The organism is Rhodococcus sp. Ni2, assembly GCF_021352185.1.
Taxonomy (GTDB): Bacteria; Actinomycetota; Actinomycetes; order Mycobacteriales; family Mycobacteriaceae; genus Rhodococcus_F; species Rhodococcus_F qingshengii.
Map to the genome: position 1 here is coordinate 586,817 of NZ_WOXZ01000003.1, position 24,130 is coordinate 610,946.

Annotated in this window: 21 protein-coding genes; 18 read left to right on the top strand and 3 right to left on the bottom strand. The window is 62.9% G+C overall.

The features are described from left to right. The 6 genes from GN300_RS29095 to GN300_RS29120 are packed head-to-tail and all read left to right on the top strand — an operon-like array spanning window position 1 to window position 5,689. Window positions 1–1,014: an MCE family protein gene (locus GN300_RS29095; protein ID WP_063316273.1), complete on the top strand. Its 1,014-nt coding sequence runs from the start codon at window positions 1–3 to the stop codon at window positions 1,012–1,014. Then, window positions 1,014–2,276 carry an MCE family protein gene (locus GN300_RS29100; RefSeq protein ID WP_042450459.1) on the top strand — a complete coding sequence of 421 codons (1,263 nt, stop codon included), beginning with the start codon at window positions 1,014–1,016 and terminating at the stop codon, window positions 2,274–2,276. The genes GN300_RS29095 and GN300_RS29100 overlap by 1 nt, the downstream gene beginning before the upstream one ends. Continuing rightward, window positions 2,273–3,406 carry an MCE family protein gene (locus GN300_RS29105; RefSeq protein ID WP_197487727.1) on the top strand — a complete coding sequence of 378 codons (1,134 nt, stop codon included), beginning with the start codon at window positions 2,273–2,275 and terminating at the stop codon, window positions 3,404–3,406. Before GN300_RS29100 ends, GN300_RS29105 begins: the two co-directional genes overlap by 4 nt. Beyond that, window positions 3,403–4,722 (top strand): MCE family protein, encoded by a 1,320-nt coding sequence (locus GN300_RS29110; protein WP_042450461.1) that lies wholly within the window; start codon window positions 3,403–3,405, stop codon window positions 4,720–4,722. The genes GN300_RS29105 and GN300_RS29110 overlap by 4 nt, the downstream gene beginning before the upstream one ends. Next, window positions 4,689–5,225: a hypothetical protein gene (locus GN300_RS29115; RefSeq protein ID WP_233405721.1), complete on the top strand. Its 537-nt coding sequence runs from the start codon at window positions 4,689–4,691 to the stop codon at window positions 5,223–5,225. The genes GN300_RS29110 and GN300_RS29115 overlap by 34 nt, the downstream gene beginning before the upstream one ends. 5 nt (window positions 5,226–5,230) lie before the next feature. Beyond that, a complete protein-coding gene (locus tag GN300_RS29120; RefSeq protein ID WP_233405726.1) occupies window positions 5,231–5,689 on the top strand; it encodes a hypothetical protein in 459 nt (152 codons plus the stop codon). On the opposite strand, the gene GN300_RS29125 is transcribed toward GN300_RS29120, so the two are convergent. Further along, window positions 5,686–6,276, bottom strand: a complete 591-nt coding sequence (locus tag GN300_RS29125) for a TetR/AcrR family transcriptional regulator (protein WP_003943994.1) — start codon at window positions 6,274–6,276, stop codon at window positions 5,686–5,688. The genes GN300_RS29120 and GN300_RS29125 overlap by 4 nt on opposite strands. Window positions 6,277–6,496: 220 nt before the next feature. Between GN300_RS29125 and GN300_RS29130 the strand changes: the two genes are divergently transcribed. After that, the gene (locus GN300_RS29130; RefSeq protein WP_063316094.1) at window positions 6,497–8,035 is read left to right on the top strand and encodes an FAD-binding protein; all 1,539 of its coding nucleotides are present in this window, start codon (window positions 6,497–6,499) and stop codon (window positions 8,033–8,035) included. Window positions 8,036–8,063: 28 nt separating this feature from the next. Here GN300_RS29130 and GN300_RS29135 read toward each other — a convergent pair whose 3' ends face one another. Next, a complete protein-coding gene (locus tag GN300_RS29135; RefSeq protein WP_030536759.1) occupies window positions 8,064–8,573 on the bottom strand; it encodes a MarR family winged helix-turn-helix transcriptional regulator in 510 nt (169 codons plus the stop codon). 174 nt (window positions 8,574–8,747) lie between these two features. Here GN300_RS29135 and GN300_RS29140 point away from each other — a divergent pair, with 174 nt between their 5' ends. Next, entirely contained in the window at window positions 8,748–9,530 is a 783-nt protein-coding gene (locus GN300_RS29140; protein WP_003944012.1) for a dioxygenase, read from the top strand. A gap of 40 nt (window positions 9,531–9,570) precedes the next feature. Here GN300_RS29140 and GN300_RS29145 read toward each other — a convergent pair whose 3' ends face one another. After that, the gene (locus GN300_RS29145) at window positions 9,571–10,029 is read right to left on the bottom strand and encodes a peroxiredoxin (protein ID WP_007728696.1); all 459 of its coding nucleotides are present in this window, start codon (window positions 10,027–10,029) and stop codon (window positions 9,571–9,573) included. 57 nt (window positions 10,030–10,086) lie between these two features. Here GN300_RS29145 and GN300_RS29150 point away from each other — a divergent pair, with 57 nt between their 5' ends. From GN300_RS29150 to GN300_RS29195, 10 genes are all read left to right on the top strand, one after another. Then, entirely contained in the window at window positions 10,087–11,673 is a 1,587-nt protein-coding gene (locus GN300_RS29150; protein ID WP_007728697.1) for an anthranilate synthase component I, read from the top strand. Then, entirely contained in the window at window positions 11,670–12,374 is a 705-nt protein-coding gene (locus GN300_RS29155; protein ID WP_030536757.1) for a TIGR02234 family membrane protein, read from the top strand. The genes GN300_RS29150 and GN300_RS29155 overlap by 4 nt, the downstream gene beginning before the upstream one ends. 125 nt (window positions 12,375–12,499) lie before the next feature. Further along, a complete protein-coding gene (gene trpC, locus GN300_RS29160) occupies window positions 12,500–13,309 on the top strand; it encodes an indole-3-glycerol phosphate synthase TrpC (protein ID WP_003944016.1) in 810 nt (269 codons plus the stop codon). A gap of 74 nt (window positions 13,310–13,383) precedes the next feature. Beyond that, the gene (trpB, locus tag GN300_RS29165; protein WP_007728699.1) at window positions 13,384–14,733 is read left to right on the top strand and encodes a tryptophan synthase subunit beta; all 1,350 of its coding nucleotides are present in this window, start codon (window positions 13,384–13,386) and stop codon (window positions 14,731–14,733) included. Continuing rightward, entirely contained in the window at window positions 14,730–15,533 is an 804-nt protein-coding gene (trpA, locus tag GN300_RS29170; protein ID WP_003944010.1) for a tryptophan synthase subunit alpha, read from the top strand. Before trpB ends, trpA begins: the two co-directional genes overlap by 4 nt. Continuing rightward, window positions 15,530–16,588: a prolipoprotein diacylglyceryl transferase gene (gene lgt, locus GN300_RS29175; protein ID WP_172403549.1), complete on the top strand. Its 1,059-nt coding sequence runs from the start codon at window positions 15,530–15,532 to the stop codon at window positions 16,586–16,588. The genes trpA and lgt overlap by 4 nt, the downstream gene beginning before the upstream one ends. After that, entirely contained in the window at window positions 16,585–17,010 is a 426-nt protein-coding gene (locus GN300_RS29180) for a TM2 domain-containing protein (protein ID WP_030536756.1), read from the top strand. The genes lgt and GN300_RS29180 overlap by 4 nt, the downstream gene beginning before the upstream one ends. Before the next feature lie 126 nt (window positions 17,011–17,136). Beyond that, a complete protein-coding gene (locus tag GN300_RS29185; RefSeq protein WP_058037526.1) occupies window positions 17,137–17,964 on the top strand; it encodes a TM2 domain-containing protein in 828 nt (275 codons plus the stop codon). 133 nt (window positions 17,965–18,097) lie between these two features. Then, window positions 18,098–22,597, top strand: coding sequence for a glutamate synthase large subunit (gltB, locus tag GN300_RS29190; protein ID WP_063316093.1), 4,500 nt, complete (start codon window positions 18,098–18,100; stop codon window positions 22,595–22,597). Then, window positions 22,590–24,092, top strand: coding sequence for a glutamate synthase subunit beta (locus GN300_RS29195; protein ID WP_063316092.1), 1,503 nt, complete (start codon window positions 22,590–22,592; stop codon window positions 24,090–24,092). Before gltB ends, GN300_RS29195 begins: the two co-directional genes overlap by 8 nt. Window positions 24,093–24,130 lie beyond the last annotated feature (38 nt).

Here is a 24,130-nt window from a genome sequence, read left to right on the forward strand (position 1 = left end):
ATGGCACAGAGCCAGGCCGTACGCGTGGGGGTCGTGGGATTGGTTGTCACGGCCGCCGTCGTATTGGCATCGCTCCAGTATCAGAATCTGCAGTTCCTGAAATCGGGTGTCGGGTACAGCGCGGTGTTCGCCGACGCCAGCGGTCTCGCGCCGGGAGACGAAGTCAACGCCGCCGGAGTGAAGATCGGAACGGTGAACCGGATCGAGGTCGAGCACGGACTCGCCCGCGTGGACTTCACACTCGACGGCTCGATCGGTTTGGGAGAAAGCACATCGGCGGCCGTCACCACGATGTCGTTGCTCGGCAAGCGAGCGGTATCACTCGATCTGGACGGTCCGGGAAGGATCGCGGTCGGCGGCGAGATCCCGGTCGAGCGAACAAGATCGGCGTACTCGCTGCCCGACGTACTCGGTGACCTCACCACGACGGTCGAGGACATCGATCTCGACCAACTCTCCGAATCGCTCGACGCAGTGGGACAGGTGATGTCCGACAGTGCGCCGAACCTGAGGCCGGCACTGGACGGTGTCGCACGGATCTCCGACAGCGTCAATAGACGCGACGACATGTTGCGCACCTTGCTGTCCGATGCAAACGACGTCGCCGGGACGTTGGCCGAGCGTGGACCACAGGTCAACGCGCTACTCGTCGACGGCAATGCCTTGTTGGGAGAACTGGATCGGCGACAGGCGGCGCTGGGGGAAGTGATCACGAACATCTCGGCGTTGTCGACCCAGCTGAGCGGACTCGTCCACGACAACGAGGCGCAGTTGCAGCCGGTCCTCGGCAAACTCGACACGGTTGTCGGCATTCTGCAGAACAACAAGGACAACCTTTCTCAGGGAATCGACGGTCTCGGTACGTACGTGGGCACGCTCGGTGACACCGTGGCCAGCGGCCCCTTCTACTACGCCTACGTTCAGAACCTGGTGCCAGCGCAATACACCCAACCGTTGATCAACGCGATGTTCGGGCTACCACCCGCGCCGCTACCGATTCCGGAGGTTCGATGATGGGTGCCTTACGAGTTCGCAAACCGGTGAACTGGCGTCGAATCGCCGTCGTTGGTGGAAGCGTCATCGGTGCGGCGATCGTCGTCGTGTCGGGATACCTTGCGGTGCAACATCTGCGCTACTACAACGTGACGGCCTACTTCACCTCGACGACCGGTCTGTATGTCGGTGACGACGTTCGTGTCGTGGGAGTCGACGTCGGCCGCGTCACCGCGATCGCCCCACAGGGAGATCGAATGCGTGTCGAACTGAAATTGGCGCGCGAGGTTCCCGTCGCCGAGGACGCGAAAGCGGTGATCGTTGCCCAGTCGCTGGTCTCGGCCCGCTTCGTGCAATTGACGCCGGCGGTGACGGACGGCGCCGACGCACTGAATGACGGTGCGGAGATCCCACTCGACAGAACGGCCGTCCCGGTCGAGTGGGACCAGATCAAGGAACAGCTGGGCCGGGCTGCCGATGCTTTGGGTCCCGTCGGGGACGATCGCGGTCCCGCCGCCAACTTCCTCGACGGTGCCGGATCCGCACTGGCCGGCAACGGGGAAGCGCTGGGGCGCTCGGTGACCGAACTCTCGGAGGCTATGAGCACACTCGACGAAGGCGGAGCCGATCTGTTCGGCACCATCCGCGGCCTGCAGACCTTCACGACCGCACTCGCCGCAAGCGACGAACAGATCGTTCAGTTCCAAGGACGACTGGCAAATGTCTCGAGTGTGCTCGCCGAGAGCCGGACGCAATTGGCTCCGGCTCTCGCCGATCTGGACGCCGCCGTCGTCGACGTACAGCGGTTCGTCGAACAGAACCGAACCGGCTTGACGGAGCAGATCGCGAAGTTGGCCGACGTGTCCCAGGTACTGGTCGACAAGCGCGCAGGCCTCGAGAAGGTACTGCATCTGGCTCCGACAGCGTTGTCGAACTACTACAACGTCTACCGGCCGGCCCAAGGAGCGATGGTGGGTGTGCCCGCATTCCAGAACGTCGGCAACCCGATCGACTTGATCTGCGGCGGAATCGCCGGCCTGGCCAACGACACCTCGAAGAAGGGCGCGGATTTGTGCATCGAATACCTCGGCCCGTTGCTCAACACGATCAAGGCCAACTACCCGGACCTGAGCATCAATCCGACCCGGGCGCTCGGCGCTCTTCCGGACCAATTGGTGTACAGCGAGCCTGATCTGGAACCGACTGGCGCCTTGGGCTTTCCGACGGTACCGGTGGCGTCTGATCTGACCGGCTTGCTCATGCCGTCGACAGGATCACGATGACTGGCCGCCGGTGGGGAACAGTGTGTGTGGCGGCGAGCGCCGTGCTCGTTCTGACGGGTTGTCAATGGAGCGGGCTGAATTCGGTGTCGCTGCCGGGCGCGGCCGGCCGCGGTGAGGGAAGTTTCTCGGTCGTGATCGAGATGCCGGACGTCACGTCGATCAGTCCCAACTCTCCGGTCATGGTCAACGACGTGACAGTCGGAAGTATCAGTGCGATCGAGACCGACAACTGGCACGCACGGGTGACGGTTGCGCTCGACGGTTCGGTGTCCCTGCCCGCCAATGCGACGGCCAAGATCGGCCAAACCAGCCTGCTCGGGTCCAAACACGTTGCGCTTGCGCCGCCTACCGATGTTGCGCCGGAAGGGCGGTTGTCGGAGGGATCGGTGATCCCCCTCGCGTCGGCCGGCGTCTATCCCACCACCGAGGAAGCGTTGACGGCACTGTCATTGGTCCTCAACGGCGGCGGGCTCGCTCAGATTCACAGCATCACCACGGAGCTGAACACGGCGCTCGGCGGACGGACCGACGCGGCTCGCGACCTGCTGAGTCAGATGGATACCGTGACCGAAACACTCGACCGCCAACGTGATGCGATGGTCACGACCATGGAGAATCTCGACGTCTTCGCCGGTGAAATCACGGCCCAGCGAGATGTTCTCGGTCAGGCCTTGGAGATGCTCGATCCTGCCTTGGCGGAACTGAGCGCCCAGCGCGTGAGCCTGACCACCGCGCTCGATGCGGTCGGTAGGTTCGGGGACGTCGGGACCGATCTGGTCGATCGGACCCGCGACGATCTGAAAGCCAATTTGAGCTCCTTGGAATCGACGCTGCAGAAGGTGGTCGAAACGGGGCCGGACCTGATCAACAATTTGGGCAACCTGAGTACCTTTCCCTTCCCTCAGACGACCATCGACGACGGAATGCGCGGCGATTACACCAATCTGTGGGCGCTGATCGACCTCACGAGTAATCGTCTCCAGTCGGGGCTCGGCTTCGGCACTCCGTTCGGGGCGCCGCAAACCCCCGTGGAGAACGGAGTACTGGTCGATCCCTTGACCGCCCCACTCGGCACAGGGCAGCCCGGCCCACCTGGCACAGCGCAACCCGCCCAGGGAGGTGGACGATGATTCTCACGAAGTTGGTGCGAAGGCAATTGACGATCTTCGCGATCCTGGCGGTGATAGGCATGAGCGCAGCGGCTATCTCGTACCTGAGAGTTCCGACCATGCTCGGCATCGGGCGCTACTCGGTGACAGTCGAACTGCCCGACGCCGGCGGCCTGTATCGGAACGCGAACGTGACCTATCGCGGCGACACCATCGGTCAGGTCAGGTCGGTGCGTCTGTCTCCGGGAGTGGTACGCGCCGAATTATCTTTGGAGAGTGCGGTTCCCGTTCCCTCCAGCGGGCTCACAGTAGCGGTGCGAAGCGTGTCGGCAATCGGCGAGCAATACGTCGACATGCAACCGAGCACCGCGGACGGACCCTTTCTGACCGACGGAGACGTGATCGGCCCCGACGCTGTCACGATCCCGACCGAGATCGGACCGGTCCTCGATCAGGCGCAGGCGATGCTCGCATCCGTACCGCAGGACAAGTTGCGATCGGTGATCGACGAGTCCGCGGCAGCTTTCGGAGGCAGGGGAGAGGATCTGGCTCGTCTGCTGGATTCGACCACTTCGTTCGTCGATCAGATGTCTGCTGCCACAACGCCGGCTACGACGCTCGTACAGCAGTTGGATCCGCTCCTGCAGACACAGGTGGTGACGGGCGATCAGATTCGCCAGTGGGCGTCCAGTGTCGCTCAACTCAGTGGACAGTTGGCGGTCGCCGACGGGTCCGTGCGCAATATCCTCGAGACCGGACCGGGCTTCGCGACTGAAGCCGACCTGCTGTTTCAAGGCCTCAAGCCCACTTTGCCTGTGCTGCTTGCCAATTTCACCAGCACCGCTCAGGTGGCTTTGACGTACAACGCCGGGTTGGAGCAGGTGCTCGTCATCTTGCCGCCACTGGTTGCGGCACAGGAAACCGTTGTCCAACGCGGGCAGGTGGACGGCGCCGCGAACGTCAACTTCCACCTCCAAGCGCAGGACCCCGCGGCGTGCTCGACCGGTTACCTTCCGGCCGATCAGCGACGGGACCCGACCCAGATGAGTGTGCCGGACACCCCGGCTGATCTGTACTGCAAAGTTCCGCAGAACTCGGTCTTCGCAGTTCGTGGATCCCGGAACATTCCCTGTATGGAGGTACCGGGCAAACGAGCACCGAGCCCGGAGATCTGTCGGAGCCCCGAAGCGTACGTGCCGTCGGGGACCAATGCTCCCGGCGAGTTGTACACCGGGCCTGACGGTGTCGACTATCAACACACGGAATTAGCTCCTGCTGCTTCCGATTCGGGGGAGGGTGAGCCGTGGCAACAGTTGCTGACGCCGACGAATCGTTGAGAGGCGAGGTGCTCGAGCCGGTCCTAGGGAAACGCGGTGTTCTCACTGCCTTGGCATGGATCGCACTCGCGGCTCTGAGCGTCGTTGTGGTCTTCGGTGCTCTGGCAGTTCAATCCGACCGGGCGCGCGAGACCCAGCGTCAAGAGTACGTCGACGGTGCGGTCGCAGGAGCCCTCGCTCTGATCGACGTTCACTCTGCCACAGTCGACGAGAATCTCGCGACGCTACAGGCCCTGAGTACGGGAGCCTTTGCCGACGAACTGAAGTCCGGCGAATCTGCGTTCGTCGCGTCCATCCGTGATTTTGCCGTCGATTCCGACGGGCGTGTCGACACCGCAGCCCTGGCATCGGAATCCGGAACCTCGGGGGTGGTACTGATCGCGGCATCGGCTCAGGTCGCCAATTCAGCGGGAGAGTCTTCGGCGCGAACCTACCGTCTGCGCGTCGGTGTCGAGGACGTCGACGGGCGGGTACTGATGTCGAGTGTGGAGTTCGTGCCGTGAAGCGCATGGTCATAGCGCTTGCAGCGTTGGTCTTGATGGGAGTCGGCGGCACTGCGATCTGGAGTCACCACCGTTCGGGGGACGCTGAAACCGCACGTGCCGAGGTGATCGGTGTGGCGCCCACGCTCGTCGAGAAGCTCTTGAGCTACAACAGCGATACCGTCGACGACGATCTCGCACGAGCGGCCGAAGGCGCCGGCGGATCGTTTCAGGACAGTTTCACCGAATTCGGATCGAAAACAGTTGCCCCACAGTCGAAGGAGCAGGGAATCAGCACGAAAGCGCGAGTAGTCGATGTCGGAGTGCTCTCCGCTGCTGCAGACCGAGCGGAATTGCTCCTGTTCGTCGATCAGATCACGACGAGTATCGCGCGGCCGGCACCAGCGTCGACGTCGAGCCGAGTCGAGGTGACACTCGATCGAGTCGACGGCACATGGCTGGTGAGTGCCATGACCCCCATCTAGTGAAGGTTGTCGCGGCCCGCCATGATCAGCCTGGCAGTGACTTCGAGCCGGTCTGCGATCTGCGAATAGGACTCGTAACCCATGCCGGCTCGGACAAGCGCTCCGGACCAGGAGATTTCGAGTGCTTCGAGTACGTCGGGATCGTATGACGGCCCCAGCGCCTCGATGAGCCGCTCGCGGATGTTCTTGCCGATACGTCCCCGAAGGTGTTCGACGTCGGGATCGTTGCCCATCATCGCCGTGGTCACGGCCGCGGCCAGCTCCGGTTCGTCGGAAACGAGGAGTGCGACGCTTCGAAGGACCGAGCAGACCTGCGCTTCTCGTTCCGCCTCGGGGGAGGGCTCGTGCGGTACCGCGTCGAGTCGGCGCCAGAACAGTTCTGCCACAAGGTGACTCTTGGACGAGAAATAGGTGTACGCCGTAGCCGCGGCGACACCGGCTTCCGCTGCCACCATCCGCACGGTCAGATCCGCAAACCCTTTGTCGCGCAGGACCGTGATCGCTGCCGCGGTCAATCGATCGACGGTTTCGGCTTGCTGCTGGGTCAGTCTGCGGCGAGTGGACTCGAACTTGGTCTTACCAGACATGTGTCCAGACACTACGGGATCAGACCCGTGCGAGCAAAGTGTGCGCTATCGCTGCTCGTTCTCGCTCCCGCTCGGCGTCATGTCTCGCTCCCGCTCGGCGTCATGTCTCGCTCCCGCTCGGTGGGACAGAATTTCGAACCCCCGCGATCGCTAAGTCCATGTGTTAGAACGATTTCTAGAACATGTTCGGAAACTGTGCCCAGAATCAGAGAGGCTGACGATGACGAAGTGGGACGAGACGTGCGACGTACTCGCTGTGGGATCAGGTGGTGGACTCACCGGCGCGTACACGGCAGCCCGCGAAGGCCTCGACGTCATTGCGATCGAAGCAACCGACAAGTACGGCGGAACAACGGCGTACTCGGGCGGCGGCGGAATGTGGTTCCCGTGCAACGCCGTTCTTCGTCGGGGCGGGGACGTCGACACCATCGAGGATGCGCTGGAGTACTGCCGATCAGTGGTGGGTGATCGTACACCCGCCGACGTTCAGGAAGCCTACGTTCGAGGTGGCGCCGGGTTGATCGACTACCTCGAAGAGGACTCGAACTTCGAGTTCCAGATACTGCCGTGGCCCGACTACTTCGGTGAAGAGCCCAAGGCTCGAGCGAGCGGACGGCACATTGTTCCCAAGCCGATGAACGCGAACAAGCTGGGTGCGCTTCGTGATTCGCTTCGTCCGCCGCTGGCGACGGAACGGCTGGGGGAGGAGTTGCCGAAGTACCTCGTCGGCGGCCAGTCGTTGATCGGTCGATTCCTGTTGGCTCTTGCGGAACTCCCGAACGCCACCATGCACCTGAAGACCACTCTCGAGGAACTGGTTGTCGAGGACGGAGTGGTGGTCGGAGCCGTCGTCGACCGAGATGGTCGGCGTCGAACCATTCAGGCACGCAGAGGAGTGATCCTCGCCGCCGGTGGATTCGAGCAGAACGAGACCATGCGTGCCGAATTCGGTGTCCCCGGATCCGCTCTCGACACGATGGGCTGCCCTGGCAACCTCGGGAAGGCGCACCAGGCGGCCGTCGCTGCGGGTGTCGACACCGACCTGATGGGCGAGGCCTGGTGGTCGCCGGGACTCACCCATCCAGATGGGCGCTCCGCGTTTGCGCTGTGGTTCACCGGCGGAATCTTCGTGGACGACGACGGTCGTCGATTCGTCAACGAATCAGCGCCGTACGACCGCTTGGGTCGCGCCGTCATCGAACACATGCGGGCAGGGAAAGTAACCACGCCGTACTGGATGATCTACGACAACAGAGAAGGCGCAGTGCCGCCGGTGAAGGCACCCAACGTACCCATGGCACAGACGGAGCAGTATGTGGCTGCGGGGTTGTGGAAGAGTGCACAGACACTCGAAGACCTCGCTGCCCAGATCGATGTTCCCGCAGCGGAACTGGTGGAGACCGTGAAGCGATTCAACGCGTTTGCGGCGACTGGCGTCGACACGGACTTCGGTCGAGGAGACACTGCGTACGACCGCGCCTTCTCCGAGGGGGCTTCGCCGCTCGTGCCGATCGATCAAGGGCCGTTTCACGCTGCCGCTTTCGGCATCTCCGACCTCGGGACCAAAGGTGGTCTACGGACCGACGCGACCGGGAGGGTGCTCAAAGCCGACGGTACGGCGATTGCCGGGTTGTACGCGGCGGGGAACACGATGGCAGCGGCCAGCGGGACTACGTACCCCGGCGGTGGAAACCCGATCGGAGCGAGCATGCTGTTCAGTCACTTGGCTGCACTCGACCTCGCGAAGCTGCCGTCTTGATCATCAGTCGCTCGTCTCGGGGATGTGGTCAGGCCTTGCCGAGTCCGGCGGCGATTCCCTTGTCCAGTTGGGTGAGCATTGCTGTACCCAACGACGAAAGCTGGGCGACCTGGCGATCGTCGAGGCCCTCGAAGAGGAGACCTTGAACTGAGGCGACGTGCGGCGGTGCGGCCGCGACCACCTTTGCCATTCCCTCATCGGTGAGCACTGCGTTGGAGCCGCGGCTGCCACGAATGACTTCCCGTTTCACCCAGCCGGCCTTCTCCATCTTCGTGATCACGTGCGAGAGGCGGGACAGGGACGCGTTCGCGCGCTGGGCCAGTACCGACAACTGGAGCTTGTGGTCGGGGGCGTCCGAGAGTGCCGCGAGTACGAAGTATTCGAAGTGTGTGAGTGCCGAATCGCGTTGTAGTTGAGTGTCGAGTGCGGCAGGCAACCGTGTCACGAGAGCGATCAGTGTCAGCCATGCTTCTTGCTGCTCGGCTGTGAGCCACTTCGTCTGAGACTGCGCGTCGGGCTGCGCGGTCGGTTCACTCATCGGTGACTTCTCCTTCGGGTCGAGCATTCTTCGTGCACGGAGCGTGCTTGTGTACAGCGTCTCAGACGCATGTCCAGAAGAATCCTGCGGGGAATAGTTGCGGGACGCAAGTGTTGAGTTCTATATTAGGTTGAATCTTCAACTTACGACGAATGTCTATCCCGAGGAGTCCGTATGTCCACCACAACCATGCCTGCGCTGTATCTCAGCCACGGTGCTCCGCCGCTGGTGGACAGCGCGTTGTGGGTCGACCAGTTGGGGGCGTGGGCCGGTGATCTTCCGCGGCCGACGGCAATCCTCGTCGTATCGGCGCACTGGGAATCAGCACCGCTGACGATCGGATCGACGACCACGGGCACCCCGCTCATCTACGACTTCGGTGGTTTTCCCGAGAGGTTCTACCGCGCGAAGTACAACTCTCCCGGCGCTCCGGAACTCGCCGCCCAGGTTGCCGCGTTGATGCCGGACAACGAACGCGTGGTTCAGCAGCCGAATCGAGGCCTGGATCACGGTGCCTACGTGCCGCTCACGGTGATGTACCCGGACGCAGACATCCCGGTACTGCAAATTTCGCTGCCAACCCTCGATCCCGAGCGTTTGCTCCATCTCGGACAGCGCCTACGGCCACTCCGTGAGCAAGGTGTACTGATCGTGGGATCCGGATTCACCACGCACGGGCTACCGTTCCTGCGCGATCCGTCACCGGAGGCGCAGGCCCCGGGATGGTCGGCGGAATTCGACGCGTGGGCAGGGGAGAGGTTCGCTGCCGGTGACGTCGATTCCTTGATCGACTTCCGCGCTCAAGCTCCCGGGATGCCGTACGCGCATCCGACCATCGAGCACTTCGCCCCGTTGTTCGTCACGCTCGGTGCGTCATCCGATCCGGAACAGGTGCCCACCCAGGTGATCGACGGATTCTGGATGGGGCTTGCGAAGCGCTCGATTCAGGTCGCCTAGAGATTTCAAATCGCGCAGAGAATCAGGTCGCCCAGGTGGGTCAGCTTCGATTGCGAAGGAACTCGAGCGCCTGGTCGCCGTGGGTGTTGGCGCGTAGTTCACTCGAGATGACTTTGAGGACGGTGCGGTCGGTGTCGATCACGAAGGTCGAGCGTTTGACCGGAGCCAACTTGCCCAGGAGTCCGCGCTTGACGCCGAACTGTTCGGCTACCTTGCCGTCGGTGTCGGCGAGTAGGGGGTAGTCGAAGGATTGTGCGGTGGCAAAGGTGGACTGAGCTTCGACCGTATCGGTGCTGATGCCCGCTCGCGAAGCGCCCACCGCGGCGAATTCGCTGCCGAGGTCACGGAAGTGGCACGCCTCGGCGGTGCACACCGGCGTCGAGGCTGCCGGGTAGAAGAAGAGGACCAGGGGTCCGTTCTCGAGCAGGCTCGTCAGCGAGCGCGGAGTCCCGTCCTGGTCGGGCAGTGAGAAATCGGGAGCGAGTTGGCCTGGTTTCATTCGGCCGAGGTTACCCGCGCACGACGACCGTGTGGGGGAGCCTGGGATGATGGAGGCATGCACGGCGAGCCCACCTCCATGTCCGCACGGTCGTCCGACACCGCGATCGTCGGTGACGCGTCCGATTCCACCACCACCCGGGAGCAGTTCCGTGCCCTCGCAGCTGAGCACCGGGTCGTTCCGGTCACTCGGAAAGTGTTGGCGGACTCCGAAACTCCGCTCTCGGCATACGAGAAGTTGGCCGGCAATCGTCCAGGCACCTTCTTGCTCGAGTCGGCCGAGAACGGTCGTTCGTGGTCGCGGTGGTCGTTCATCGGCGTCGGAAGTCCGGCTGCACTGACCGTCGTGGACGGAGAGGCGGCCTGGTACGGCAACGTTCCGGCCGGCGCTCCGGCCGGCGGCGACCCGATCGACGCGCTCGGTGCCACCCTCGAGCTGCTTCGTTCGGAGCGGCTGCCCGACCTGCCCCCGCTGACCGGCGGAATGGTCGGATTCCTCGGCTACGACGCGGTGCGGCGCCTCGAGAGATTGGGTGACTCCGCGGTCGACGACCTGCAGATCCCCGAGATGGTCATGCTGCTTGCCGCCGACATCGCCGCAGTCGATCACCACGAAGGGGCGATCACCCTCATCGCCAATGCCGTCAACTGGGACGGCACGGACGAGCGCGTCGACACGGCGTACGACGACGCAGTCGCAAGGTTGGACGCGATGACTCGTGCTCTCGCGGCGCCGGCGAAATCGACGGTGTCGACATTTTCGAAAGCGACTCCGAACTACCGTCGTCAGCGCACCACCGAGAGCTTCGGTGTCGATGTCGAAAAGTTGATCGGCGACATCGAAGCGGGCGAGGCATTCCAGGTAGTTCTCTCGCAGCGATTCGAGATCGATTGCACTGCAGCACCGATCGACGTGTACCGGATGCTGCGAGCGTCGAACCCCAGCCCGTACATGTATCTGCTCAACGTGCCGAACGGTGATGGAGAGACGGCGTTTTCGATCGTCGGTTCGAGCCCTGAGGCACTGGTAACCGTCGCCGAGGGCGTCGCGACAACACACCCGATCGCTGGAACCAGATGGCGCGGTGCCACAGAGGAGGACGACATCCTGCTCGAGAAAGATCTCCTCGCCGACGAGAAGGAAAACTCCGAGCACCTCATGCTCGTCGATCTGGGGCGAAACGATCTGGGTCGTGTCTGTCGCCCGGGCACGGTGAAGGTGCACGACTACCGGCACATCGAGCGGTACAGCCACGTGATGCATCTCGTATCGACGGTCACCGGACATCTGGCCGAGGGAAAGCACGCTCTCGACGCCGTCACCGCATGCTTCCCCGCTGGAACCCTCTCGGGGGCACCCAAGGTCCGAGCGATGCAGCTGATCGAAGAACTGGAACCGACCAGGCGCGGTATCTACGGCGGCATCGTCGGCTACCTCGACTTCGCCGGCGACGCCGACACCGCGATCGCGATCCGAACGGCATTGATCAAGGACGGGATCGGATACGTCCAGGCGGGCGCCGGCGTCGTCGCCGACTCGGATCCGGTCTACGAGGACACCGAGGCCCGCAACAAGGCGATGGCAGTGCTGAGCGCGATTGCGTCGGCGCACACCCTGCGCACCATCGGAGGTGACGATCAGTGAGTGAGAACGAGTCGAGTGCAGCGGAGCCTACAAGCGTTTCTCGTGGCACCGCCGTGCCGAGAACGCTTCTGCTGGCGTTGTCGGCAGCAGCTCTGTGGGGCAGCTCACGAATGACGTGGGTTCATCTGACCTCGAGCGACGGCAAGACGCTGGAGAGGACGACGGATCTCGACGGCAGCACCTGGGCGGCGGCGATGACTCCGCTCGCGCTCGCGCTTCTGGCGGCGATCGCGGCGTCGTTTGCGGTGCGAGGTTGGGCACTTCGGGTAGTCGGACTGTTGGTTGCCCTCGTCGCCGTCGCGGTAGCGGTTCCGGCAGTGCAGTTGTTGGTGTCCGGAGCCTCTGCGGACCGAGCGGTGGAGTTGGCCGAGTTGTCCGGTCACCCGGAAGATCTCTCGACGACTGTTTCGGTACTGCCTGCCTTGCTTGCGTTGGTCGGAGCGGTGGCGGCGCTCGGCGCGGCAGTACTTCTGATGCGCAAACCTCCAGTGCGAGGCGGGTTGTCGTCGAAATACGACAACCCTGCCGCGCGCCGCGAGGCCGCGGCCAAGCTTGGTCAGGGAGACAAACCTGCATCGGACGAGCCTGTGACACAACGGATGTTGTGGGATGCGCTCGACGCCGGAGAGGACCCGACAGCGACTGACGGGGACGACGGAGTTGGGGGAGACAACGGCGCGAAACCGGGGTCGTCCCACTGAGTAAGACTGAACCCTCACCTGCGTGGGTACCCCGACGGAGTAGCAAAATTTCGTCCCACTAGGCTGAGACCACCCTGATGACGTATCTCACATCGGGCTCTTGCCCAGAAAGGATTCGGGCCACGATGACCGTACTCGACTCGATTCTCGACGGGGTGCGCGCTGACGTCGCCGCCCGCGAAGCCGTACTCGACTTCGCTGCAGTCAAGGCTGCTGCGGCCGCTGCACCGCCTGCACTCGATGCTGCAGCAGCACTTCTGGAATCGAGCATCGGCGTCATCGCCGAGGTCAAGCGAGCGAGCCCGTCAAAGGGTGCGTTGGCCGACATTGCCGATCCCGCTGAGCTTGCCGCGGCGTACCAAGCCGGTGGCGCACGCATCATCAGTGTTCTCACCGAAGAGCGCCGTTTTCACGGCTCGTTGGCCGACCTGGACGCAGTCCGTAAAGCGGTCACCATTCCGGTGCTCCGCAAGGACTTCATCGTGGGGCCGTACCAGATTCACGAGGCTCGCGCTCACGGCGCCGACGTCATCTTGCTGATCGTCGCGGCACTCGAGCAGCAGGCGCTCGCCTCGTTGATCGATCGCACCGAATCTCTGGGAATGACTGCCCTCGTCGAGGTGCACACCGAGGAAGAAGCCAACCGCGCGCTCGAAGCCGGCGCCAAGGTGATCGGTGTGAACGCCCGCAATCTCAAGACTCTCGAGGTGGACAAGAACACCTTCGGTCGCATCGCTCCCGGTCTTCCGACCGAGACGATCAAGATTGCCGAGTCCGGTGTTCGCGGAACTGCCGATCTGTTGGCGTACGCCGGGGCGGGCGCCGACGCAGTGCTCGTCGGTGAAGGCCTCGTGACCAGCGGCGACCCTCGCAAGGCCGTCGCAGATCTGGTCAATGCAGGTGCGCACCCGTCCTGCCCCAAACCGTCTCGATAAATCGCTTCACCCGCCCGGCGTGCTTTGATGCACCCGGGCGGTGACCAGCGACACCGTTGGGGCAGACTGGTGGGGTGACTTCACGTACTCAGGAACCAGGCTCCGGTGCAATATTCAAGGGCGGCAATCTGCCGCCGGCCAGCGCGGGACTCACCGAGCGCTCCCACGATCCCGACGCCGGAGGCCATTTCGGCGTCTACGGCGGACGGCATGTGCCGGAAGCCCTCATGGCGGTTATCGACGAAGTCACCGCGGAGTACGAAAAGGCTCGAGCGGACGACACGTTCTTGAACGAACTTGACCGCTTGCAGCGCGATTACACCGGGCGCCCGTCGCCGATTTTCGAGGCAACGCGAATGAGCGAGTTCGCCGGCGGTGCGCGCATCCTTCTCAAGCGTGAAGATCTGAACCACACCGGTTCTCACAAGATCAACAACGTTCTCGGTCAGGTTCTGCTGGCAAAGCGTATGGGCAAGACCCGCATCATCGCCGAGACCGGAGCGGGCCAGCACGGTGTGGCATCGGCCACCGCCTGTGCACTGCTCGGTCTCGAGTGCGTCATCTACATGGGTGCTGTCGACACCGAACGGCAAGCACTCAACGTCGCGCGCATGCGACTTCTCGGCGCGGAGGTCGTCTCGGTCGAGACCGGTTCGCGCACGCTCAAGGACGCGATCAACGAAGCCTTGCGCGACTGGGTTTCCCACGCGGACAACACCTATTACTGCTTCGGTACCGCGGCAGGCCCGCACCCGTTCCCCACCATCGTTCGGGACTTCCAGCGAGTGGTCGGCCTCGAAACACGCGTCCAGGTTCAGGCACTGACCGGCCGCCTGCCCGATGCAGTCACAGCCTGCGTCGGAGGCGGCTCCAACGCAATCGGAATCTTCCACCCGTTCATCGACGATCTGTCGGTACGGCTGGTTGGCTACGAAGCAGCCGGCGACGGTGTCGAAACCGGAAGGCATGCAGCAACGTTCGCCGGCGGTACCCCTGGCGCATTCCAGGGTGCCTACTCGTACCTGCTCCAGGACGAAGACGGTCAGACCATCGAATCGCACTCGATCTCTGCTGGTCTGGACTACCCGGGCGTCGGACCCGAGCACGCTTACCTGAGCGATATCGGGCGCGCGACCTACGAACCCGTCACCGACAGTGAAGCCATGGATGCGCTGCTGCTGCTCTCACGCCGCGAGGGCATCATCCCGGCCATCGAATCGGCCCACGCCGTCGCCGGCGCACTCCGACTGGGCAAAGAACTCGGTGAGGGCGCGATCATCGTCGTCAATCTCTCCGGTCGCGGTGACAAGGACATGGACACCGCCGCAAGCTGGTTCGGTCTTTTCGACGGCGCCTCAGGTCAGGCAGCCGCTCCGGATGATGCAGCAGACGAGAACGACAACACGGAAGGCTCGGACAAGTGAGCGAACGACCATCACGCCTCGCACCCACCTTTGCCGCGTGCAAGGCTGACAAGCGTGCCGCCCTCGTCGGTTACCTGCCTGCCGGTTATCCGACCGTTCCCGAATCGATCGACGTGTTCAAGGCGATGGTCGACGGCGGCTGCGACATCATCGAAGTCGGTGTCGCGTATTCCGATCCGGTCATGGACGGTCCGACCATCCAGCGTGCAGCCGAAACCGCACTCACCAACGGCGTTCGCCTTCGCGACATCTTCACCGTGATCGAGCAGATCAGTTCGGTCGGCGGCAAGGCCGTCGTGATGACCTACTGGAACCCGGTACTGCAGTACGGCGTCGACAAGTTCGCACGAGACCTCGCTTCCGCCGGCGGGCTCGGACTGATCACCCCCAACCTCATTCCGGAAGAAGCCGGCGCCTGGATGGAAGCATCCGAGGAGCACCACCTCGACCGGATCTTCCTTGTCGCTCCGTCCTCGACGGAAGAACGACTCGCGATGACACTCGATGCGAGTAGTGGATTCATCTACGCGGCCTCGACGATGGGTGTCACCGGCGCTCGCGACGCCGTGTCTTCGATGGCTCCGGAACTGACCGCACGAATCCGCGCGCATTCCGACATTCCCGTCGGCGTCGGATTGGGAGTTCGCTCCGGCGCACAGGCTGCCGAAATCGCGGCATACGCCGATGCCGTCATCGTCGGCTCGGCTCTGGTCTCCGCGGTCGAGAACGGCCTGGGAGCGGTTCGCTCGCTCACCGAAGAACTCGCCGAGGGCGTCCGCTCGGCTACCGTGGCGTCGTGACCTCAACTGTGGACCTGCTGGCCTATATCCCCAGCCCGCCCCAAGGCGTCTGGTACGTCGGACCGGTGGCGCTTCGCGCCTACGCGCTCTTCATCATCCTCGGCATCATCGTCGCGATCGTGTGGGGAGATCGTCGTTGGGTCGCCCGCGGCGGCGAGAAGGGGACCGTTCTCGACATCGCGATCTGGGCCGTTCCCTTCGGTCTGATCGGTGGCAGGCTCTACCACGTTTTGACCGACTGGCCCGCCTATTTCGGCGAGAACGGTCAGCCACTCGACGCACTCAAGGTGTGGCAGGGAGGCCTCGGAATCTGGGGAGCAGTGTTCCTCGGCGGCATCGGTGCGTGGATCGGCTGCCGTCGACGCGGCATTCCGGTGTCCGCGCTCGGTGATGCGATTGCGCCCGGAATCTTGCTCGCGCAGGCCATCGGTCGTATCGGCAACTACTTCAACCAGGAGTTGTACGGTCGCGAGACCACAGTCCCATGGGGCCTCGAGATCTTCGAGCGTGTGAACTCTTCCGGCCAGCTCGATCAACTGGCAGGTGTCTCCAACGGAGAAGTCATTCGGGTCGTTCACCCGACGTTCCTCTACGAAGCTGTGTGGAACGTCCTGATCGTGATCCTGCTGGTCCTCGTCGACCGCCGATTCAAGATCGGCCACGGACGCCTGTTTGCTCTGTACGTCGCGGGCTATTGCCTGGGCCGGTTCGTCGTCGAACTGATGCGCGACGATTTCGCCTATGAGATCGCCGGCATTCGCGTCAACACATTCACTTCGGGGATCGTGTTCTTCGCCGCACTGGCCTACTTCTTCCTGGCGAAGAAGGGTCGTGAGGATCCGGCTGATTTGAAGTCGAAGGACTACGTCGCTGCGGTAGCTGCCGGCGAAGCAGGAGTCGCGGCGCCAGTTACCGAAACTGATTCGGCGAAGGCCGATGCTGAAGATTCTGAATCCGATGCTGCTGAATCCGCTTCCAGTGAGGCAAGCGCCTCCACGGCAGCGTCGGATGAGTCGTCGGACGCGGTGAAGCTGTCGAAGAAAGACAAGCCGTGACAGGTCCCTATTCGCAGGGGGGATTCCCCGAGGATCAGGGACCGGTCTACGGCGCGCCCAATCCGTACGGATATCAGCAGCCATTGCCGCCTCCATCGATGTACGGGTTCGGAGATCCCTACGCCCCGTACGGTCGGCACCCGGTAACCGGGGAACCGTATTCCGACAAGTCGAAGGCCACCGCTGGACTGTTGCAGATCTTGCTGGGCTTCTTCGGAATCTGTGGAGTCGGGCGCCTCTATATCGGAAGTGTCGGCATCGGATTGTGCCAACTGCTCGGCATGTTCTTCGCGCTGTTCATGTCGGCGTTCCTCATCGGAATTCCATTTGCGATCGGAATCTGGATCTGGGCGTTCGTCGACGGCATCGTGATACTTTCGGGCAATGCGCGGGACGGTGCTCGCCGGCCATTGCGAGGATGAGTCGCGAGCGCGAACCGAGGAAACATGTGTGGGGGACTGGCCTCGAGAAGGTCGAACCTTCTCGAAGTCCGATAACAAAAGCTATTACGTACCGTCGTCGAATCGAAGGAAAGTACGTTGCCTAACTTGAACAAGAATCCGGAACCTTCCGAGTCGGGGGACTCGTCTGGATCACAGCCGCCGGTTCCACCGCAGTTCGGGTCGCCGTTCGACTACGACGCGACGGCGGATGCGTCGTTGACGGAAACCTCGGCACCCACCGAAAAGACGCCGTCGACGGAGACCACCGGCACCGGTCCAGGCTGGGACACGTATTCGGGAGTCGGAAACGGTCCGGGGTGGGGAAACCACCCCATCTACCCGCCGCCGACCGGAACCGAATCGACCACAGCGTTTCCCGCTGCCGATTCTGATTCCACCCCGAATCAGCCGACAGCGCCGTACACGTCGCAGGAAAGTTACGCCGCCCAGAACTATCCGGCGCCTGACTACTCGAGCCCGACCCAAACCCCGACGGACGGTCCCGTCTACGGTGCACCGGCAGATCAGACTCCGAATCCCTACGCGGCTCCGCCGCAGGGCTACCCCCAGCCGGGATACTCACAGCCGGGATACTCACAGCCGGGTTACGGTCAGCCTCAGGGGTACCCACAAGCTCAGGGTTATCCTCAGCCTGGCTACGGCCTGGTCGACCCGTCCGCACCATACGGACGTGACCCGATGACCGGTGAACCGTACTCGGACAAGTCGAAGACGACTGCCGGATTGCTGGGCATTCTGCTCGGCGGATTCGGTGCAGGACGTTTTTATCTCAACCAGCCCGGCATGGCTGTCGCACAGATCGCGGTCACTTGGTTGACGTGTGGAATCGGTGGCATCTGGCCGCTCATCGACGGAATCATGATGTTGACCGGCAGTGTGCGCGATCAGTACAACCGCCCTTTGCGTAGCTGATCGAAACGACCCTCGGCAAGTGTGACCCCCTGATGCCTCCGTATCAGGGGGTCACCGTTTTGCTCTCGCGACCTGCGGTTATGGGCTGATAAACTAGCGCACGTCGGCTGCATGTCCGCGTGGAGGTCGCCGAGTGCTGTTTTCTCGAATACCTGAACCTCGGGGCCTGTACGACCCCGATCAGGAAACCGATTCGTGTGGTGTAGCCGTGGTAGCAGACACCTCTGGACGCCACCTGCATTCCATTGTCGACGATGCGCTCGCGGTCCTGGGCAATCTCTCCCATCGCGGCGCAGTTGGGCGCGAATCCAACAGCGGAGACGGCGCGGGCATTCTGATTCAGCTGCCGACGGAGTTCTTCGACGCGGTGACCGAGTTCGAGCTTCCACCACCCAACGCGATGGGTGAGAACACCTACGCGGCCGGAAACTGCTTTCTCCCGGTGGATCAGGAAGCACGTTGGCGCGCGGTAGTTCGGATACACCGGTACGCAGCGGCAGAAGGACTGCGGATTATCGGGTGGCGAGAGGTGCCGGTCGACCGAGACTGCGTCGGAACCGTTGCCGCGCAGTGCGCTCCGTACGTCAGTCAGTGTTTTGTGACGTGCGCCGAGTCGCGAGATCGTAGTGTGGGCGGAATTGCCTTGGACAGACGAGTGTTTGCGCTCAGGAGACAGGTCGAGCGGATTCACTGTGCCAACACTGCAGTGTATTTCCCCTCATTGTCCGCCCGAACCATCGTGTACAAGGGCATGCTGACGCCGACGCAGTTACCCGGTTACTTCACCGACCTACGCGACGACCGAATGCGAACTGCGTTGGCAGTCGTGCACAGTCGATACTCCACGAACACATTTCCGTCGTGGCCACTCGCTCAGCCGTATCGCTGCATCGCCCACAACGGCGAGATCAATACGATTGTGGGAAACAGGAATTGGATGCGCGCTCGCGAGCCGATGCTGCGGAGCACACTTTTAGGTGGGGACATCGATCGCCTGTTTCCGATCTGCACCCCGGGAGGATCCGACTCTTCGTCGTTCGACGAAGTACTGGAGTTTTTGACGCTCGGGGGCCGCAGTGTGCAACACGCCATCGCGATGATGATTCCCGGAGCCTGGGAGAACGATTCTTCGATGCCCGACGAGATAAAGGCCTTCTACCAATTTCACGGTTGTCTGATGGAACCGTGGGACGGTCCGGCGTCCGTGACGTTCAGCGACGGCATTGTTGTCGGGGCCGTGTTGGATCGCAACGGTCTTCGCCCAGGGCGATGGTGGCGGATGAAGAACGACCGTATCGTGTTGGCCAGTGAGAGCGGTGTGTTCGACGCTCCCACGTCCGAGGTGTTGGAGAAGGGGCGCCTCGAACCGGGACGCATGTTTCTCGTGGACACCGCTCGCCATCGGATCGTTTCCGATGCGGAGATCAAGTCCGAACTCGCGAGCACAGCCCCCTACCGGGACTGGGTCGACGGGGGATTGGTCGACCTCGAGGAAATCCCCGAGACTGCGCCTGCCCGAGGCGATCCGGCTCCGCTGTTGCAACGGCAGTTGCTCTTCGGATACCACGCCGAGGACCTGCGGGACATTCTTGTCCCGATGGCAAGCTCAGGATCGGAGCCGTTGGGATCGATGGGTGTCGACACGCCTCTCGCCGTTCTTTCGGATCGGCCGAAGCTGTTGTACGACTACTTTATTCAGCTCTTTGCTCAGGTGACCAACCCGCCTTTGGACGCGATTCGCGAGGAAGTCGTCACTACGCTTGGTGTCACCCTCGGCGCTGAGCAGAACTTGTTCGAAGCGTCGGCGCTGTCGTGCCGAAGGATTGTTCTCGACAAACCGGTGATCGGACCGGGGAAGATGGCGAAGGTCGCCGAACTATACGGCGCAAGAACTCCGAGAAGCGCTGTCCTTCGCGCAGGTTTCGATCCGAGGGGCAGTCTCACCGAAGGCGTCGAGAGGCTTCGTGAGTCCGCCCGAACAGCCGCCGCAGCCGGAATCGAGATTCTGGTGATCTCCGACCGTGGATCAGGCCCTGAGCAGGCTCCCATTCCGTCATTGCTCGCAGTATCAGCCGTGCACCACGATCTGGTTCGTCATGGCCTGCGGACCAAGGTTTCCCTTGTCGTCGACTCGGGTGACGCGCGCGAAGTTCATCACATCGCGCTGCTGATCGGCTACGGTGCGGCGGCTGTCCACCCGTATCTTGCTCTCGAATCTGTCCAAGCCCTCAGCGAGCAGGACGAACTTCCCGGGATAGATCCGAAGACTGCGTCGGACAACTACCTGAGAGCAACAAATTTCGGCGTGCTCAAAGTGATGTCGAAGATGGGAATCGCTACGGTTCACTCCTACACGGGCGCACAGGTATTCGAGGCCGTGGGCTTGGGTCGAGAGTTGGTCGACGAATACTTCTGCAACACACGGAGCCGGATCGGCGGGATCGGTATCACCGAAGTCGCGCGCGAAGTTCTGATGCGCCACACGGCTGCGTTCTCGTCGTCCGCAGTGCAGCATCGTCAGTTCGACAATCGTCAGTTGACCGACAGCGGACAGTACCGGTATCGCCGCGATGGTGAATTGCATGTGTTCACACCCGAATCCGTGTTCTTCCTTCAGCATGCGACCCGGACGGGGCGAAGTGAAATCTTTCGCCGCTACAGCGATGAAGTCGATCGACTGAGCGCGCAGGGCGGAACACCGCGGGGATTGTTTCGATTTCGGTGTGAGGTTCGTCCGCCGATTCCGCTCGATCAGGTCGAACCCGTCGAGATGATTCTCGCTCGATTCAACACCGGTGCGATGAGCTACGGTTCCCTCTCTGCGGAGGCGCACGAGACGATGGCGGTTGCGATGAATGCTCTCGGCGGGCGTTCCAACACCGGTGAGGGCGGAGAGTCGCCGGAGCGGTTGCGTGACGACAAGCGTCGAAGCGCAGTCAAGCAGGTCGCGAGTGGGCGCTTCGGGGTGACCAGCGATTACCTGGTCAATGCCACCGACATTCAGATCAAGATGGCCCAAGGTGCCAAGCCCGGTGAAGGAGGGCAGCTTCCGGGGTCCAAGGTGTACCCGTGGATCGCGGAAACCCGGTACTCGACGCCTGGGGTCGGGCTCATTTCTCCGCCCCCGCACCACGACATCTATTCGATCGAGGATCTCGCCCAATTGATCTACGACCTCAGATGCGCAAACGATCGCGCGCGGATACACGTGAAGTTGGTCAGCGCATCCGGAGTCGGGACTGTTGCGGCAGGTGTGGCCAAAGCGCACGCCGACGTGGTGCTGATCTCCGGTCACGACGGCGGGACGGGTGCTGCGGCACTCTCGTCCATCCACCACGCGGGTACGCCGTGGGAGATCGGGCTGGCCGAAACTCAGCAGACCCTGGTGCTCAACGGGTTACGCGATCGGATCGTCGTCCAGTGTGACGGGGGTTTGCGCACGGCGCGGGACGTCGTCGTCGCCGCGTTGCTGGGGGCGCAGGAGTACGGGTTTTCCACGGCGCCACTCATCGCGGCCGGGTGCGTCATGATGCGGGTATGTCACCTCGACACCTGCCCTGTCGGAGTAGCGACGCAGAATCCCGAACTGCGCGAGCGATTCACCGGCCGGCCCGAGTACGTCGAGAACTTCTTTCGCTCCATCGCCGACGACGTACGACGGCTGTTGGCAGAACTGGGGTTTCGAAGTATCGACGATGCTCTGGGGCACGCAGACGTATTGGAAATGTCTCCGGCGGTGGCACATTGGAAGAGTCGCACGTTGGACCTCTCACCACTCTTCGACGTTCCGGCGGCGCCGGCCGGCGCGGCCTTCCAACCGTATGTACCTACTTCGAGCGAACTCGAACGCACCCTGATCAAGTTGGCTGCGAACTCCCTCGAGGACGCTCGACCGGTGCATATCGAACTGCCAGTACACAATACGGATCGAGCGGTGGGAACGAGGCTGGGCGCTGAGGTGACCAGACGCTACGGCGCCGTCGGGCTACCTCAAGGCACCATCGACGTCGTGCTCCGTGGAACGGCAGGCCAGTCACTCGGTGCGTTCCTGCCACCGGGCATCTCGCTGGTCGTTGTCGGCGATGCAAACGATTACGTGGGAAAGGGGCTCTCGGGTGGACGAATCGCGCTTCGGCCGAGTGAGGACGCACCCTTCGTGGCCGAGGAGCAGGTGATTGCCGGCAATACGCTGCTGTACGGCGCTACGAGCGGTGCGCTCTATGCCAGGGGGCGTGTCGGGGAACGATTCGCGGTGCGCAACTCGGGTGCGGTCGCTGTGGTGGAAGGCGTCGGCGACCATGCGTGCGAGTACATGACCGGGGGTCGCGTCGTCATCATCGGCCCAACCGGTAGGAACCTTGCTGCGGGAATGTCCGGCGGACTTGCCTTCGTACTCGACGTGAAGGCAGAAAAGGTCAACCGCGACATGGTCGTTCTGGAGCAGCCCTCGGCGGAAGACTGTCGTCAGCTGGTCGACATTCTCGGCACGCATTTGGCCGCTACCGGTTCGCCGGTGGCGGCAAAACTACTCGACGACTGGGGTGGACAGAGTCCGAGATTCACCAAAGTCTTGCCTGTCGATTATCAGAAGGTCGTGGAACAGAACCAACTGGTGGAGCCGGCTCATGCCTGACCCACGCGGGTTCCTCAACGTGAAACGATCCGGCGCACCGACCAGACCGACCGACGTGCGCGTCGGCGACTGGGCGTCGGTATACGAGTCGCTGGATCCCGTCGTGCGAAATCGAGACGTATCTGCACAGGCCTCGCGTTGCATGGACTGCGCTGTGCCGTACTGCCATTCGGCCGACATAGGGTGTCCGCTCGGCAATCTCATTCCGGAATGGAACGACCTGGTTCGGCGTGGACGGTGGTCCGAAGCCTCGGAGAATCTGCATTCCACCAACAATTTCCCCGAGTTCACCGGACATCTGTGCCCCGCACCGTGCGAAACGGCGTGCGTTCTCGCACTCGACGACGAGCACACGTCGGGGGGTGTCACCATCAAGCGCATCGAACAGGCGATCGTCGACAACGCCTGGGAGTCGGGTTCACTGGGACCACGGCCGCCGGTAGTTCACAGCGGAAACCGTGTTGCGGTTGTCGGTTCGGGACCGGCGGGACTGGCCGCGGCTCAACAACTGACACGAGCCGGACACAGTGTCACGGTGTTCGAGCGGAGCGATCGGATCGGGGGACTCCTTCGCTACGGAATTCCGGAATTCAAGTTGCCCAAGGCCCTCATCGACCGGCGGCTGGACCAACTGACCGCCGAGGGGATCAGATTCGTCACCGACTGCGCCGTCGGAGTGAACGTGAGCGCGCACGACCTCTCGACGGAATTCGAGGCGGTAGTCCTGGCGGTCGGGGCTGATCGTGCCAGAGACACCGACGTACCGGGTCGTAGTCTTCGCGGAATCCATCGTGCGATGACGTACCTGCGTGCGGCCAACCACGAATGCGAGGGTGATGGTGCGTCGAGCATCTCGGCGCGAGGTAAGAACGTCGTGATCATCGGTGGCGGCGACACGGCCGCCGACTGCCTCGGCACGGTGCATCGCCAAGGCGCCCTCTCGGTGACGGAATTGGATTACCACGTCCCACCTCCGGCACACCGCGATCGAGATCGCGACCCATGGCCGCTGTGGCCGCGGCTCCTACGCACCTCGCCGGCGGACGAGGAGGGCAGTGACAAACGATTCCGATGGGCGGCGCAGGAATTTCTCGACGACGGTGGGGGTGCGGTCCGCGCAATCCGGATGGTTCCGGTAGCCGTGTCACGAGCGAAGGACGGACAACGGACCCTGGTGGAGACCGGCGACACGACGGATCTGGTGTGCGAGATGGTCCTGCTCGCTCTGGGTTTCGACGGCGTCGAAACCGCCCCGCTGCTCACCGACCTTGATGTCGGCACCGATCCACTCGGCAGAATCAAGTGTGATGTCGGGTGGCAGACCCGGACACCCGGCGTATTCGTCTGCGGCGACGCGCATCGCGGGGCGTCGCTGGTCGTGTGGGCGATTGCCGAGGGACGGTCGGCCGCACGTGCCGTCGACATGTTTCTCACAGGCGAGTCGGCGCTTCCGGCTCCGGTTCATCCAAAGGCATTTCCGCTGTTCGTGAGCTGACCAACTGAATCGAGTAAGTACAGAAAGTGCAGGTCGCA